The organism is Streptomyces spinosisporus (genome assembly GCF_022698145.1).
GTDB lineage: Bacteria > Actinomycetota > Actinomycetes > Streptomycetales > Streptomycetaceae > Streptomyces > Streptomyces spinosisporus.
Map to the genome: position 1 here is coordinate 348,742 of NZ_JALDAX010000005.1, position 14,667 is coordinate 363,408.

At 71.0% G+C, this 14,667-nt stretch carries 14 protein-coding genes; 4 read left to right on the forward strand and 10 right to left on the reverse strand.

What is annotated here, in order from left to right; genetic code table 11:
* Positions 1-18: 18 nt before the first annotated feature.
* From MQN93_RS16145 to MQN93_RS16155, 3 genes are all read right to left on the reverse strand, one after another.
* On the reverse strand, positions 19-1,068 hold the full coding sequence (locus tag MQN93_RS16145; protein ID WP_016436598.1) for a Zn-dependent alcohol dehydrogenase: 1,050 nt from the start codon (positions 1,066-1,068) through the stop codon (positions 19-21).
* Positions 1,068-2,213, reverse strand: a complete 1,146-nt coding sequence (locus tag MQN93_RS16150; protein WP_242710005.1) for an acyl-CoA dehydrogenase family protein — start codon at positions 2,211-2,213, stop codon at positions 1,068-1,070. The genes MQN93_RS16145 and MQN93_RS16150 overlap by 1 nt, the downstream gene beginning before the upstream one ends.
* A 109-nt stretch (positions 2,214-2,322) precedes the next feature.
* The gene (locus tag MQN93_RS16155) at positions 2,323-3,234 is read right to left on the reverse strand and encodes an SDR family NAD(P)-dependent oxidoreductase (RefSeq protein WP_016436600.1); all 912 of its coding nucleotides are present in this window, start codon (positions 3,232-3,234) and stop codon (positions 2,323-2,325) included.
* Between the two features lie 85 nt (positions 3,235-3,319).
* On the opposite strand from MQN93_RS16155, the gene MQN93_RS16160 reads away from it, so the two are divergent.
* A complete protein-coding gene (locus tag MQN93_RS16160) occupies positions 3,320-4,246 on the forward strand; it encodes a cyclase family protein (RefSeq protein ID WP_242710006.1) in 927 nt (308 codons plus the stop codon).
* Between the two features lie 323 nt (positions 4,247-4,569).
* Here the strand turns inward: MQN93_RS16160 and MQN93_RS16165 are convergent, their stop codons facing one another.
* From MQN93_RS16165 to MQN93_RS16180, 4 genes are all read right to left on the reverse strand, one after another.
* A complete protein-coding gene (locus tag MQN93_RS16165) occupies positions 4,570-5,028 on the reverse strand; it encodes an ATP-binding protein (RefSeq protein ID WP_242710007.1) in 459 nt (152 codons plus the stop codon).
* Between the two features lie 487 nt (positions 5,029-5,515).
* On the reverse strand, positions 5,516-6,421 hold the full coding sequence (locus tag MQN93_RS16170; RefSeq protein WP_242710170.1) for an acyl-CoA dehydrogenase family protein: 906 nt from the start codon (positions 6,419-6,421) through the stop codon (positions 5,516-5,518).
* Positions 6,422-6,424: 3 nt separating this feature from the next.
* A complete protein-coding gene (locus tag MQN93_RS16175; RefSeq protein WP_242710008.1) occupies positions 6,425-7,558 on the reverse strand; it encodes an acyl-CoA dehydrogenase family protein in 1,134 nt (377 codons plus the stop codon).
* Positions 7,558-8,751, reverse strand: a complete 1,194-nt coding sequence (locus MQN93_RS16180; RefSeq protein WP_016436605.1) for an amidohydrolase family protein — start codon at positions 8,749-8,751, stop codon at positions 7,558-7,560. The genes MQN93_RS16175 and MQN93_RS16180 overlap by 1 nt, the downstream gene beginning before the upstream one ends.
* A 153-nt stretch (positions 8,752-8,904) precedes the next feature.
* Between MQN93_RS16180 and MQN93_RS16185 the strand changes: the two genes are divergently transcribed.
* Positions 8,905-10,461, forward strand: a complete 1,557-nt coding sequence (locus MQN93_RS16185; protein ID WP_242710009.1) for a class I adenylate-forming enzyme family protein — start codon at positions 8,905-8,907, stop codon at positions 10,459-10,461.
* Here MQN93_RS16185 and MQN93_RS16190 read toward each other — a convergent pair.
* Together MQN93_RS16190 and MQN93_RS16195 are read right to left on the reverse strand one after the other, a co-directional pair.
* A complete protein-coding gene (locus tag MQN93_RS16190; protein ID WP_016436607.1) occupies positions 10,440-10,952 on the reverse strand; it encodes an EF-hand domain-containing protein in 513 nt (170 codons plus the stop codon). The two genes, MQN93_RS16185 and MQN93_RS16190, sit on opposite strands and share 22 nt — an antisense overlap.
* A 170-nt stretch (positions 10,953-11,122) precedes the next feature.
* On the reverse strand, positions 11,123-11,503 hold the full coding sequence (locus tag MQN93_RS16195) for an STAS domain-containing protein (RefSeq protein ID WP_037783281.1): 381 nt from the start codon (positions 11,501-11,503) through the stop codon (positions 11,123-11,125).
* A 309-nt stretch (positions 11,504-11,812) separates the two neighbouring features.
* On the opposite strand from MQN93_RS16195, the gene MQN93_RS16200 reads away from it, so the two are divergent.
* Positions 11,813-12,394, forward strand: a complete 582-nt coding sequence (locus tag MQN93_RS16200; RefSeq protein WP_242710010.1) for a sigma-70 family RNA polymerase sigma factor — start codon at positions 11,813-11,815, stop codon at positions 12,392-12,394.
* Positions 12,391-13,728 (forward strand): zf-HC2 domain-containing protein, encoded by a 1,338-nt coding sequence (locus tag MQN93_RS16205; RefSeq protein WP_016436610.1) that lies wholly within the window; start codon positions 12,391-12,393, stop codon positions 13,726-13,728. Before MQN93_RS16200 ends, MQN93_RS16205 begins: the two co-directional genes overlap by 4 nt.
* A 103-nt stretch (positions 13,729-13,831) precedes the next feature.
* Here MQN93_RS16205 and MQN93_RS16210 read toward each other — a convergent pair whose 3' ends face one another.
* Positions 13,832-14,572, reverse strand: coding sequence for an SDR family oxidoreductase (locus MQN93_RS16210; RefSeq protein WP_016436611.1), 741 nt, complete (start codon positions 14,570-14,572; stop codon positions 13,832-13,834).
* Positions 14,573-14,667: the final 95 nt, after the last annotated feature.

Genomic DNA, 14,667 nt, shown 5'->3' on the forward strand with positions numbered 1-14,667 from the left:
TCGGTACCTCGGTCGGCGTCAGAACGTGAGCACCCCCCGCGCCACCCGCCCCGCCTCCGCGTCGGCCCTCGCCTTCTCGAAGTCCTCGACCGGGTAGGTCTCCGTGACCAGTTCGTCCAGCAGCAGCCGCCCCGCCCGGTACATCTCGGCGTACAGCGCGATGTCCCGCTGCGGGCGCGAGGACCCGTAGCGGCAGCCGAGGATCGACTTGTCCAGATACATGGAGGAGACGAGGAAGGACGCCTCGGCACTCGCCGGCGGAACCCCCAGCAGCACGGCCTGACCGTGCCGGTCGAGCAGGTCGATCGCCTGCCGGATCAGCTCCACGCGCCCCACGCACTCGAAGGCGTGGTCGGCCCCGGTCGGCAGGATCTCCTTGACGCCCTCGGTCGAGGTCAGGAAGTGGGTCGCGCCGAACTGCCGGGCCACGTCCTCCTTCGCCGGGTTCGCGTCGACGGCGACGATGTGCAGCGCACCCGCGATCCGTGCGCCCTGGATGACGTTGAGCCCGACGCCACCGGTGCCGATGACGAGCACGGAGTCGCCGCGGTCGACCTTGGCCCGGTTGAGCACGGCGCCCACCCCGGTCAGCACCCCGCACCCGATCAGGGCGGCGGAGGGCAGCGGAATGTCCTCGGGGATGCGGACCGCCTGCACCGCCTTCACCACCGTCCGCTCCGCGAACGCCGAGTTGGAGGCGAACTGGTACACCGGCCGCCCGTCCCGCGAGAACGGCCGTCCCGGTCGCCCGATGGCCTGCCGGCACATCGTCGGCCGCCCCCGGTCGCACTGCGCGCACGTACCGCAGTTGGCGAGCGTGGACAGCGCGACATGGTCCCCGGGCGCGACATGGGTGACCCCGGCGCCCACGGCCTCCACCACGCCCGCGCCCTCATGCCCGAGCACCACGGGAGCGGGGAAGGGGATCGTCCCGTCCACCACGGACAGATCGCTGTGGCACAGCCCGGCCGCCGAGATCGCGACCCGCACCTCCCCCGGCCCCGGATCCCGTACGTCCAGGTCGTCCACGACCTCGACCCGCTTGCCGTCGAACAGCACTGCGCGCATCAGACAACTCCCTTGGGCTCCCTGGGCAGACCGAGCACCCGCTCGGCGACGATCGTGCGCTGCACCTGGTCCGAGCCGCCGTAGATGGTGTCGGCCCGGGAGAAGAGGAACAGGTGCTGGAACGCGTCGAGTTCGTACGGCGCGGAGGGCGACCAGTCCTGCGGCCCCACACCGGCCCCCGCGCCCCGCACCTGCATCGCCAGCTCTCCCAGCCGCTGATGCCAGCCGCCCCACAGCAGCTTGGCCACGCTGGGCGCGCCCGCGTCGCCCGAACGCCCCAGCGTGCGCAGGGCGTTCCACCGCATGGCCCGCAGCTCGGCCCACTGCCGCACCAGCCGCTCGCGTACGACGGGATCGGCGACGGTCCCCGACTTCACCGCCGCTTGCACGACCCGCCCCAGCTCGGCCGCGAAGCCGATCTGCTGGGCAAGCGTGGATACTCCGCGCTCAAAGCCCAGCAGACTCATCGCGACGGTCCACCCGTTGCCCGCACCGCCCACGACATGCTCGGCGCGCGCGCCGTCGAAGAACACCTCGTTGAAGTCGCCGGTGCCGGTCAGCTGCCGGATCGGCCGCACCTCGATGCGCCCCGGCTGGTCCATCGGCACGAGCAGGAAGCTCAGCCCGCGATGCCGGGTTGAACCGGGCTCGGTCCTGGCCAACACGAAACACCAGTCGGCCTCATGAGCCAGCGAGGTCCAGATCTTCTGGCCACTGATCCGGTACGACCCGTCCCCGCCCAGCTCGGCCTTCGTCCGCACCCCGGCCAGATCGGACCCCGCCCCGGGCTCGCTGTACCCCTGGCACCACAGCTCCTCACCGGCGGCGATCGGCGGCAGAAACCGCGCCTTCTGCTCCTGCGACCCATGCGCGATCAACGTCGGAGCCAGCAGATTCTCCCCGATATGCCCGGACCGCGGAGGCGCCCCGGACCGCGCATACTCCTCCGCCCAGACAACCTGCTGAGTCAGCGAAACAGTCCGATTCCCATACCCGGCCTCCCCCCACCCGAGCCCGATCCATCCCCCCTGCCCCAACGTCTTCTCCCACCCCCGCCGATCCCCAGCGCCCGAGAGATGCCCCCCGAGCCACTCCCGTACCTCCCTCCGAAACACCTCGTCCTCAGCCGAAAACGCGAAATCCACCGGGACTCCTCTGGTAACTGGTCAACTGCAACACCCTCAGGGGCGCGGGGAACTGCGCGACCAACCACACCCAGCCCGCACCCGCCAACCACCAACAACCCCCACCCCCTCAGGCGTTGGGCCGCTCCCCCCTCCCCGCAGCCCTCTCCATGGCCGCCACCCGCTCAAGCAAGGGCATCGGATCCACCCCCACAGACCCGGGCAGAAACTCCGCGATCATTTCGGGCGTCCACCTACCGGCGGCGAACGCGGAACGCAGTTCACGAGGCTGCCCCCACACCGCCAACTTCGCCCCGGCGATCGTGTACACCTGCCCGGTCACCCCCTGCCCCTTCGCCGCATCGGACAGCAGATACACGACCAGGGCGGCCACATCCTCCGGCTCCCCGATCTCCGCCAGCTCCATCGGAACATTCGCCGACATCCGCGTACGGGCGACGGGCGCCACCGCGTTGGCGGTCACCCCGTACTTGCTCATCCCCAGCGCAGCGCTCCGCACCAGCGAGATGATCCCGCCCTTCGCGGCGCTGTAGTTGGCCTGCGACACCGACCCCTGATGGTTGCCGCTGGTGAACCCGATCAACGTCCCCGCCCGCTGCTTCCGCATCACGGCAGAGGCGGCCCGGAACACGGTGAACGTCCCCTTCAGATGCGTGGCGACGACCGCGTCCCACTCCTCCTCCGACATGTTGAAGAGCATCCGCTCGCGCAGAATCCCGGCGACACACACGACCCCGTCGATCCGCCCGTACGAAGAGACCGCCACGTCCACCACACGCGCTCCCCCCGCCATGGTGGAGATGTCGTCGCCCACGGCGACGGCCTCCCCGCCGGCGGCCTCGATCTCCTTGACCACGGCCTCGGCGACCTCGCTGGTCGGTGAGGCGCCGTCGACGGAGACGCCGTAGTCGTTGACGACGACCCGTGCCCCCTCGGCCGCCGCGGCCAGCGCGACGGCGCGGCCGATGCCCCGCCCGGCGCCCGTCACGGCGACGACCTTGCCTGCCAAGAAGTTCCCCACGCCCGGCCCCTTCCCGCGGTTTCTGACGGACCGTTAGATTTTATGACCCGTCAGATACCTGGAGACAAGCCCCCGGGGAGGACCGATGTCGTTGCCGGACGCGTTCCACGAGATCGCCAAGCGTGTGAACAACTGGGGCCGTTGGGGCGCCGACGACGAGATCGGCACCCTCAACCTGATCACCGACAAGGTCGTGCGCGAGGCGGCCGCGACCGTCCGCACGGGCCGGCGCGTCCCGCTCGCGCTGCCGCTGAAGCAGGACGGCGTGCAGACCGGGATGATCCCGGGACGGGTCAATCCGCTGCACACGATGGTGCAGATCAACCAGGAGCTGTTCGGCCCGGGCACCGTCGCCTGCAGCGACGACGCCGTGACCATGGGACTGCAGGCGGCCACCCACTGGGACGCGCTGCCGCACGTCTCGCACTCGGGCAGGCTCTACAACGGCCGCCCCGCGGACTCCGTCACCGCGCACGGCGGCGCCGAGTTCAGCGGTATCGACAAGGCGCGGCACATCGTCTCGCGCGGGGTGCTGCTCGACGTGGCACGCGCGCGTGGCGTGGACCGGCTAGAGGGCGGGCACGCGGTCACCCCCGAGGACCTGGAGGCCGCCGAGGAGTTCGGCGGCACGCGCGTGCGTGCCGGTGACATCGTGCTCGTACGGACCGGACAGGTGCAGGTCCTTCTCGCCGGCGACAAGGAGGCGTACGGCTACCCTTCACCGGGCCTCTCGGTCCGTACGCCGGAGTGGTTCCACGCCCGCGATGTCGCCGCCGTCGCCAACGACACCCTCACCTTCGAGATCTTCCCGCCCGAGATCGAGGATCTGTGGCTGCCCGTGCACGCGCTGGACCTGGTGGAGATGGGGATGCTGCAGGGCCAGAACTGGAATCTCGAAGAGTTGTCCACAGCCTGTGGAGAAAGCGGCCGCTACGCGTTCCTGCTCTCGGCGATGCCCGAGCCCTTCGCCGGCGCGACGGGAACCCCGGTGGCCCCGGTCGCCCTCCTGTGAGGGCCTTCGGCCGACGACGCGGTGCTCCCGCCCCGAGCACGGCACCTCGCGCCGCCGACCGACGCCGCATCACGACCCACGCTCGCCGAGGGCCTCCGTCACCGAAGCCCTCGCCGTCCCCTCACGGCGAATCGCTGACCACAAGCGTGATCAAACGGACACGGTGCGTCAACAGCCATACGGAGATTTATTACTTAAGCCCTTTTTGTCATGGCCGCGCACGGAAGCACGTCCCGGCGCACCGCCTCGCACCGGACGGGGTGCGAGGGCGGATTCTGCGAGCGTGCCCCGGCCCTGTCGGATGCTCGGCGCCCGCGCGCCGGTCACACCGCCTCGAACGCCAGCCCCTCGTACGCCGAGACACCGCCCCTGCAGGTCTGCGCGGCCCGGGACTGTCCGCAGCGGTCGAGTTCGCACCAGATGCGCTTGCCCGCCCCCTCCGGGCTCCAGCCCCAGCGGTCTGCGAGCCCGTCGACGAGGGCGAGACCCCGGCCGCCGGTCGCCTCGCCGTCGACGCAACGGGGCACGGGCGCCCGGTCGCTGGTGTCGGCGACTTCGAGCCGGACCGTGGCCGTCTCGGCAGCCGTACCGGGCAGGGAAAGGCGCAGGACGGCCGGACAGCCGGTGTGCACCACGGCGTTGGTGACCAGTTCGGAGACGAGCAGGATCAGCGTCTCGGCGAGCGGCTCGTCGGCCTCTATCCCGGACCCGGCGAGGCGTGAACGGGCCCACCTGCGGGCTCGCCCCACCTCCGCGGGGTCGGGCCGGACTTCCAGCTGCACCTGAAGCACCTGCACCGCTCACACCATCCGAACCGGCGGACACATGACCTCGCGCCACGCTCGCGCCGCGACGAGGGCCACGTTCGTGGCCATTTTCTGCATGACCAGGACAACGGCCAGTGCAGAGCCCAGAGCAGGGGTCACGGAACGTGAATCCCTTAAAAGACAGCATGGTTGACGTACAGTCACGCCAACAAGCGCTTCGGGCATATTCCAGCGCGAAGGAGTACCCGTACGGCATACTGTGCGACGCACGTTCCGCTGAGTCGAACAGGCCAGTTCCGGCGTCACCTCGGGGGCGACACCGGCACGGCTCGTGCTCGGAACCACTCGCATCACACAGAAGCTACCGGAGCCGGACGCCGACTCCAGGACGTGACGGGTCACGCATCGGACACAACCCGATATCAACGCTCCGTAATTTTGCTGCGCCACAATCCGTGACATTCCCGGGGGCGGATTCCGCGGCGCCCCAGGCAGACACCTCTCACGCCACCAGATCGGCCGCGAGCAGCTCCTCACGCTCCGCGGTCGAGCCGCCGCGTTGCGCCCGCACCCAGGCCCGCTTGAGATGCAGATGCACCTCGCTGTCCCAGGTGAAGCCCATGCCGCCGTGCACCTGGAGGCAGTCGCGGGCGCCGCGTTCGGCGGCCTCGTCGGCGAGCAGCCGGGCCGCGGCGATGTCCGCGCGGTCGGCGGTGACGGCGGCGGCGTAGACGGCGGCCCGAGCCACCTCGGCGCGCACCAGCATCTGCGCGCACAGGTGCTTGACCGCCTGGAAGGCCCCGATCGGCTGCCCGAACTGCTCGCGGGTCCGGGCGTGTTGCACGGCCAGTTCGCACACCCGCACGGCCGTACCGAGTTGCTCGGCCGCCGTCAGCAGTTCGGCGACGGGATCGGGCCGGGCCGGCGCCGCCACCCGGTGCAGCGGCGTGAGCGGATCCACCGACGTCATCGGCACGGCCCCCTCGGCCCCCCGCCGCACCACGTCCGCCTCCTCCAGCCACTCCACGAGCCGCCCGTGGGCCGCAGCCACGACCACCTCGCCCTCGACCGCACCAGGCACCTCCCCCGCAGCGCAATGCGTGGCGACAAGCGGCCCAGGCACCAACGCCCGCCCCATCTCCTCGAACACCACCACAGCCTCGGGCAACCCGAGCCCGGCCCCACCTTCGCTCTCGGCCAACCGCAGCGAGAAAACCCCAAGCTCCCCAAGAGCCCGCCACATCCCCCGATCAACCCGGAACTGACCACCGCCGGACACGGCAGTACCGGTTGGGGGCGCGGGGAACTGCGCGCCAAGCCACGACGAACCACCACCCGCCCACCGACCGACCACCCCCCGCACCGCATCGCGCAATTCCACCTGCGCCTCACCCAACTGAAACCGCACCACTCACCTCCCCTTGGGTAGCCCGAGCACCCGCTCCCCCACGATGTTCCGCTGAATCTGCGAAGTCCCCGCAGCGATCGTGTACGACAACGACGACAACCGATCAACCACCCACCCACGCTCCAAGTCCAGGCAATCCGGCCCCAAAACCTCCGCCGCGACGTCATACAACGCCTGCCGCGCATGCGAATACCTCAACTTGAAAACAGACCCCCCCACCCCCGGCACCCCGCCGGAGGCCTCCGCCTCGCTCACGTTCCACTGCGTCAACCGCCACAGCGCCCGGAACTCGGCGTTCAGCCGCCCGAGCCTCCGCCGCAGCACAGGGTCCTCCCACCGCCCGTTCCGCCGCGCCTCCGCAGCGAGTTCACCGAGGACCCGCCGGCAGGCGACGACCTCCCCCACGAACGCCGTACCGCGCTCGAACGACAGCGTCACCATCGTCACGCGCCAGCCGTCGTTCTCCTCGCCGACCCGGTTCGCGACCGGCACGCGCACGTCGTCGAGGAACACCTCGGCGAACTCCGCCGACCCCGCCAGGGTCCGCAGCGGCCGTACGGTGATCCCCGGGGCGTCCATGGGCATGGCGAGCCAGGTGATGCCCCGGTGCTTGGGCGCCCGGGGGTCGGTGCGCACCAACAGCTCGCACCAGTCGGCCACTTCGGCGTGCGAGGTCCAGATCTTGGAGCCGTTCACCACGTAGTCGTCGCCGTCGCGGTGGGCGCGGGAGCGCAGGGACGCCAGGTCGCTGCCGGCGTCCGGTTCGCTGAAGCCCTGGCACCAGACCTCCTCGCCGCGCAGGACCGGCGGCAGCCAGCGCGCCCGCTGCTCCTCGCTCCCCTCGGCGGCGATGGTGGGCCCGGCGTGCAGCAGCCCCACGAAGTTCGCGCCCACGTAGGGCGCGCCCGCCTTCTCGGTCTCCTCCAGGAAGATCAGCCGCACGGTCGGGGAGGCGCCCCAGTGCACGTCGCCGTACCCGGCGTCGTACAGCATCCGCTGCCAGCCCAGGTCGTAGGCCCTGCGTGCGGGCCAGTCCTGCGGGGACGGCTTGTCCGGCAGTGTCGGCAGCATCTTGCCGAGCCACTCGCGCAGCCGCGCCCGGAACTCCTCCTCCTCGGGGGTGTACGACAGGTCCACTAGCGGTCCAGGTCGAGATCGAGCATGCGGATCGCGTTGCCCCGCATGAGCTTGTACACGGTCTCGTCGTCGAGGCCCTTCACATGGTCGAGGGCGACCTCCTTGGTGTGCGGGAAGGTCGAGTCGACGTGCGGGTAGTCGGTCTCGAAGGTGGCGTTGTCGCGGCCGACCACGTCGATCGAGGCGACCCCGTGCTTGTCGCGGAAGAAGCAGCAGTAGATCTGCCGGTAGTAGTACGTCGACGGCGGGTCCGGGATCAGGTCCCTGACGCCGCCCCAGGCGCGGTGTTCGGCCCAGACGTCGTCGGCGCGTTCCAGGGCGTACGGGACCCAGCCCATCTGCCCTTCGGAGTAGGCGAGTTTGAGGCGCGGGAACTTCACCAGGACCCCGCTGAAGAGGTAGTCCATCATCGAGGCCATGGCGTTGTTGAAGCTCAGCGAGGCCTGGACGGCGGGGGGCGCGTCCGGGGAGGCGGCCGGCATCTGGGAGCTGCTGCCGATGTGCATGTTGACGACCGTGCCGGTGTCCTGGCAGACCGCGAAGAAGGGGTCCCAGTAGCCGGAGTGGATGGAGGGCAGGCCGAGGTAGGTGGGGATCTCGGAGAAGGTGACCGCCTTCACCCCGCGGGCGGCGTTGCGCCGGATCTCCGCGACCGCCAGCTCCACGTCCCACAGCGGGATCAGACACAGCGGGATGAGCCGGCCGCCGCTGTCGCCGCACCACTCCTCGACCATCCAGTCGTTGTAGGCGCGCACGCAGGCGAGCGCGACCTCCTTGTCGTGCGCCTCGGCGAAGGTCTGGCCGCAGAAGCGCGGGAAGGACGGGAAGCAGAGGCTGGCCTCGACGTGGTTGAGGTCCATGTCCTCCAGGCGGGCCTTGGGGTCCCAGCAGCCGCGGCGCATCTCCTCGCGGGTGATGCCCTCCAGGGTCATCTCGTCGCGGTCGAAGCCGACGGCGGCGATGTTGCGCTTGTACGGGAACTTCAGGTCCTCGTAGATCCACCAGTCGGTCGGCTGGCCCTCCGGGTCCATCGTGATGCGGTACTTGCCGGCGACGTAGGCGAGTTCGCCGATGCCGGCGGTCAGCGGCTGCGGGCCCCGGTCGCGGTACTTCGCGGGCAGCCAGGTATCGAAGAGGTGTGCGGGCTCGATCACATGGTCGTCGACGCTGATGATGCGGGGCAGTTCGGTCATGGGTCCCCTCCGCCTGACGCGACTGGTTTCTGATGGACCGTCAGATTCACTTCGTCAAGCAGGCTAGTCCCGCACCCCTGGACCGACAAGGCGCCGAGCCCTACGCTCTGCCCACGATCTGACAGCCCGTCAGTTCCAGTCGAGGGGGCCGCCGTGACCGACACCGCCCACGCACTGAGCGCATCGAGCACCCTGTGGGAACTCCTCGCCCGCCGCGCCGACCTCACCCCCGGCCGCCCGGTCCTGCTCCAGGACGACCGCTTGCTGAGCTTCGGCGAACTGCGTGACGGTGCCGAGCGCGTGGCGGCGGGCCTGTACGACATGGGCGTACGCCCCGGCACGGTGGTCGCCTGGCAGCTGCCGACCCGCATCGAGACCGCGCTGCTGACCTTCGCGCTGGCCCGCCTGGGCGCCGTGCAGACGCCGATCATCCCCTTCTACCGGGACCGCGAGGTCGCCTTCGCGCTGCGCGAGTCGAAGGCGGAGTACTTCGCCGTGCCCGGCGAGTGGCGGGGCTTCGACCACACCGCGATGGCACGGCGGCTGGGCGCCAAGGGCATCTTCGAGGCGTACGACCACCTGCCCGAAGGCGATCCACCGGTCATGCCCGCCCCACCCGCCGACGGCACCTCCGTGCGCTGGATCTACTGGACCTCGGGCACCACCTCCGACCCCAAGGGCGTGCTGCACACGGACCGTTCGCTGATCGCGGGCGGCTCCTGCCTCGCGCACGCGCTGCACCTGCGCGAGGACGACGTGGGCTCGATGGCCTTTCCGTACGCGCACATCGCCGGGCCCGACTACACGGTGATGCTGCTGCTGTACGGCTTCCCCGCGGTGATGTTCGAGCAGTTCGCGCTGCCGGACGCGCTGGAGGGCTACCGCAGGCACGGCGTGACGGTCGCGGGCGGCTCGACGGCGTTCTACTCGATGTTCCTCGCCGAGCAGCGCAAGCAGCCGGGCCGGAAGGTCATCCCCTCGCTACGGCTTCTCGCGGGCGGCGGGGCACCCAAGCCGCCCGAGGTATACCACGCCGTCGTACGCGAGATGGGCGTGCAGCTCACCCACGGGTACGGCATGACCGAGGTGCCGATGATCACCATGGGGGCGCCGGACGACACGGCCGAGAACCTGGCGACGACGGAGGGGCGGCCGCCGGAGGGGATGGAGATACGCGTCGTCGGCGGAGAGGTGCGGCTGCGCGGGGAAGCCGTGTGCCAGGGCTATCTGGACCCGGCGCAGACCGCGGAGGCCTTCGACGAGGACGGCTTCCTGCGCACCGGTGATCTCGGTCACGTGACCGAGAGCGGGCATCTGGTGCTCACCGGCCGGCTCAAGGACGTGATCATCCGCAAGGGCGAGAACATCTCCGCCAAGGAGATCGAGGACCTGCTGGCCGCGCACCCGGCGGTCGGGGACGTCGCCGTGATCGGGCTGCCGGACACGGAGCGCGGGGAGCGGGTGTGCGCGGTCGTCGAGAGGCGACCGGGGGCCGGGGACCCGACCCTGGACGCCCTGACCGCGTATCTGCGCGCGGAAGGGCTGTCGGTGCACAAGCTGCCGGAGCAGCTGGAGGTGGTGGACGCCCTTCCGCGCAACGAGACCCTGCGCAAGGTGCTCAAGTACAAGCTGCGGGAGCGCTATGCACGGCAGCGCTCCTCACACGAACGCTCCTCAGCGGATCCCGGTCACTCGGGGACCGTGAAGTAGCGGGCGAACGCCGGGACGAGCTCCGCCTCGCCGATCCTGCCGTCGCCGTCCGCGTCGAGTGCGGCGGCGCTCGCGCGGGCCAGCTCCTCGTCCACGCCCAGGGTGCGCAGCACGCGTGCGGTGTCCTCGACGGTGGCCGCGCCGTCACCGTCGGTGTCGACGATGTCCAGGGCCGCGTGCAGGAACGGCCGGGCGATCTCGGCGAACCGGTCGGGGTTGTCGCGCAGCCGCTTGACCGCGCCGTTCACGAACTCCTCGCGCGTGATGCGCTGGTCGCCGTCACGGTCCGCTATGCCCGCCATGCCCTGCCAGAACGCCTCCGCGCCGGCGTACATCGCCTGGCCCTTGTCGGAGCGGGCCGCGACACCGAACTCCGCGAGCAGCGCCTTGGCCGCCCCGCTGAAGTCCTCACGGTCGATCCAGCCGTTGCCGTCCTGGTCGAAGCCGGCGAAGCGGGCCGCGATCCTGCGCTCGTACTCGCTGCTGACCATGTCTTTTCGTGCCGCCTCACGTCACGTCGGGTGCATCTCGACGGGAGCGTACGACGCGGTGGCCCCTCCCGCCGCCGAAAAGCGGCGCTTGTGATAAGACCGGGGGAATTTTGGGACAACGATGTGGCGAAAGCCCCGGACCTCGCCAGAAGTACCCGCTGCGGTGCCCGTCAGGCGGAGAGCGGGCCCGCCTGCTCGGTGACGGCGTCCTCCACGTCGGCGTACACGTCGAAGAGGCGGCGCACGCCGAGGGCACCGAGGACACGGTTCACATGGGATCCGTCCTCCGCACCCTGTGCCGGGAGTATCAGCCGCAGGCTGCCCTGGCAGGAACGGATCAGACGGCGGGAGGCGATGAGGACGCCGACCCCGCTGGAGTCGCAGAAGAAGACCTCGGAGAGGTCGAGGACGAGGCTGTGACGGCCGTCGGCCACCACGTCGTGCACCCGCTGACGCAGCACCGGCGACGTCACCAGGTCCAGCTCGCCCGACACACTGAGCACGGTCCAGTCGCCCTGCTCGTCGCCGATCACATAGAACGCCACCACCAGGCCTTTCGTTCGCCGGACCCCCCGCAAACGGAAGCCATTCGTACGCTTCCTTTCAGCGCGGCTGCCCAGCGGCCGTTCCCCGAAACACGGCACTGGAAACGAAAAGCGAGCGGAAACGGCTTGTTTTGGTCGTCTTCGATCCTGTTCGATCAGAACTGAACCACCATGGAGGAGGTGCACTATCACCTCCGGCCGGTCAGGGGGCGCCCAATGACACAAAGGGGCGTGCGGCCTCGGACGTGCCGACTACATTCGAGGAGACGATGGACGCAGGCTGGACCGGGGACGACACGGGCACGAGGGGGCCGTATGGCGAAGAAGGACGCACCGCCCCGCTGGGACCGCAAGATGCAGCAGCGGCTCGCACGCGGTGAGGCGGCCGCCCTCGGCGAGCTCTACGACCGGTTCGCCTCGCTCGTCCACGGCCTCGCCCACCGCGTCCTCGGCGACGAACGCGCGGCCGACGGCATCACCCGCGACGTCTTCGTGCACGTCTGGGAGCACCCCGAGTCCTACGACCCCAAGCAGGGCCCCCTGCGCTCCTGGCTGGCCACGCTGACCCACCGCCTCGCCGTGCAGCGGCTGCGCGCCACCGAGACCGCGGCCCTGGCCCGCAGCTCCGGCGGCACCACCGAGGAACTGGAGCGCAGGGTCCGCCGCGCCTCCGTCGCCGCCCGCGCCGACTACATCGTCCAGTCCATGCCCACCCCGCTGCGCGCCGCCCTGGAACTCGCCTACTTCCAGCGCCGCGACTACCGCCAGACCGCCGCCGACCTGGGCGTCACCGAGGACGAGGCCCGCCGCAGGCTCCGCCTCGGCCTGCAGCTGCTGTCCACCGCCCACGACGCCGGCGCGCCCGGTGCCCCGCCCGGCTACGGGGGTGCGGCGTGAACGACGCAGGCAGCGCGGACCGCTTCGAGCATGGGGGATTCGAGGACGACGACAAGCGAGAGCAGCGGGACGCCCGGCCCGAGCTCCAGCAGGGCCTCGGCGGTCCCGGCGGCCCCGCAAGCGGCGGCGGCACCGGCCGGGACCCCGACCGCCCGCCCCGCATACCCATGCCCCGCGCCTCCGTCGAGGACGGCGGACGGCCGCTGCCCGCCCCGGCGGACCTGGACAGCCCACCCGTCCCGCTCGACCTGGAGCACCACGTCCTCAAGTCGCTCCTCGGCGCATGGGCGCTGGCCGCCTGCTCGCCGGGCGAGACCGCGGCCGTTGAAGTGCATCTGGGCGAGTGCGGCAGCTGCGCCGACGAGGCGCTGCGGCTGCGCGAGGCCGTCGGCCTGCTGCACCCGCCGGAGAGCCTCGACCTGGATCCCGCCCTGCGCACCCGCGTCCTGGACGGCTGCCTCGACCGGCGCCCGCCGCGCATCCCGGTGCCCGAGTGGGCGGCACCGTACGACGCCGAGACGGCCCGTCTGGACGCCCTGCTGCAGGACATCGGGGCCACCGAGTGGCACACCCCCGTCGATCTGCGCTGGTTCGACGGCCAGAGCCCGGCGACCCGCCGTACGACCGTCGCCGGAGTCCTCGCGCACCTGCTGTCGGTCGACGGACTGGTCGCGATCGCGCTTGGCCTGGACGACCCGCTGGGCGACGTCGCCGCCGACAGCCCCACGCCCGGGGCCCGCACCGAGGCGTACTGGCGCACCCCGCACACCCGCACCCTGCGGACCCCCTGGCGCGAGCAGACCCACGACCTGGTCCGCACGGTGTCCTTCGCGGGCGGCGACTCGGGCTCCGCACGCCTCGCGGTCTCCTACGGCGACTTCGAACTGCCGCTGCACGACGCGATGGTGGACCGCGCCTTCGAGTGCTGGGTGCACGCGGAGGACATCGCCGAGGCCGTCGACTACCCCTACGAGCCGCCCGCCCCGCGCCATCTGCACCGCATGATCGACCTCGCGGCCCGCATCCTGCCCTCCGCCGTCGCCCAGCGCCGCCGGACGGACGGGTCCGCCCCGGCCCCCACCGGCCGCCCCGGCCGCGGCCTGCGCCTGGAGATCGAGGGCCTGGGCGGCGGGGAGTGGGTGATCCCTCTCGACTCGGTCGCGGACCCGGGTTCCGTCGAGCACGAGGTGGCCCATGTCGCTCTGGACGGGGTGGAGTTCTGCCGCCTCGCCGCAGGGCATGTGCCTCCGGCGGAAGCCGCGGTTGGGCAGGTGGGGGACAAGGAGGCGATCAGGGATGTGCTGTTCGCTGCGGCGTCGTTGAGCCGTTTGTAGCCGCTTGCAGCTCCTTGTGGGAGTGGGCCCTGTTTCGCCGGCCGGCGCGGGTCGTGTGTGGGCCGGTCGGGCAGGTGCGCGCGACCCCCGGGAACCGGGTGGGTCAGCGGCCGGGCAGGTTGTTCAGTGGTGCGGAGCGGCGCTCGAGGAGTTCGGCGTAGGTGCCGTCTCGTTCGGCCCAGCGCAGCGGGAGTGCGCCCTCGGTGATGATCTCGCGCGTGGTGGGCTCGACGGCGAGCAGTTCCATCACCTCGTCGAGGTAGGCGTCGACCGGTACGGCCGCCGGGTTGAGCTTGACCATGGCCGGGGTCGCGACGGCCGGCGGCACGAGTTCGGCGACCTCGACGCCGGTCCCGGCCAGGTGGGCGCGCAGTGACTCGGTGTAGGAGTGGACGGCGGCCTTCGTGGCGCCGTAGGTGGCCATGAGGGGGAAGGGCAGGAAGGCGATGCCCGAACTCACCGTGATGATCGTTGCGGCATCGCGGCCGATCAGGTGCGGTGTGAAGGCGTCGATCACCCGGATGGTGCCGAGCAGGTTCGTGGCGACCATGTTCTCGGCGTCGGTGATGTGTGCGGCATCGCGCAGGTCCTCGGTGAGCAGGAGCCCGGACATCGTGACCACGACGTCGAGGTCGGGGTGGGCGGCGAGTACCTCGTCGCGGGCCCGCAGGATCGAGGCGGGGTCGGTGACGTCGATCTGCACGGAGTGCAGGCCGTCCGAGGGCGCGGGCCGGCGCCCGCCGACGATGACGGTGTTGCCGGCCTTCGCGAACCGGTGCGCGAGTTCGAGCCCGATGCCCGAGGTGCCTCCGACGATGAGCACGGTGCGATGGGTGAGTTTCATCAGAATCCTCCTGATAACCGCCGGTAGTCGTCCAACAGCTACCGGATCTTCCGCCACCACGCTCGCCCAACGGCTGCCCAGGCAGATAGGCCCTG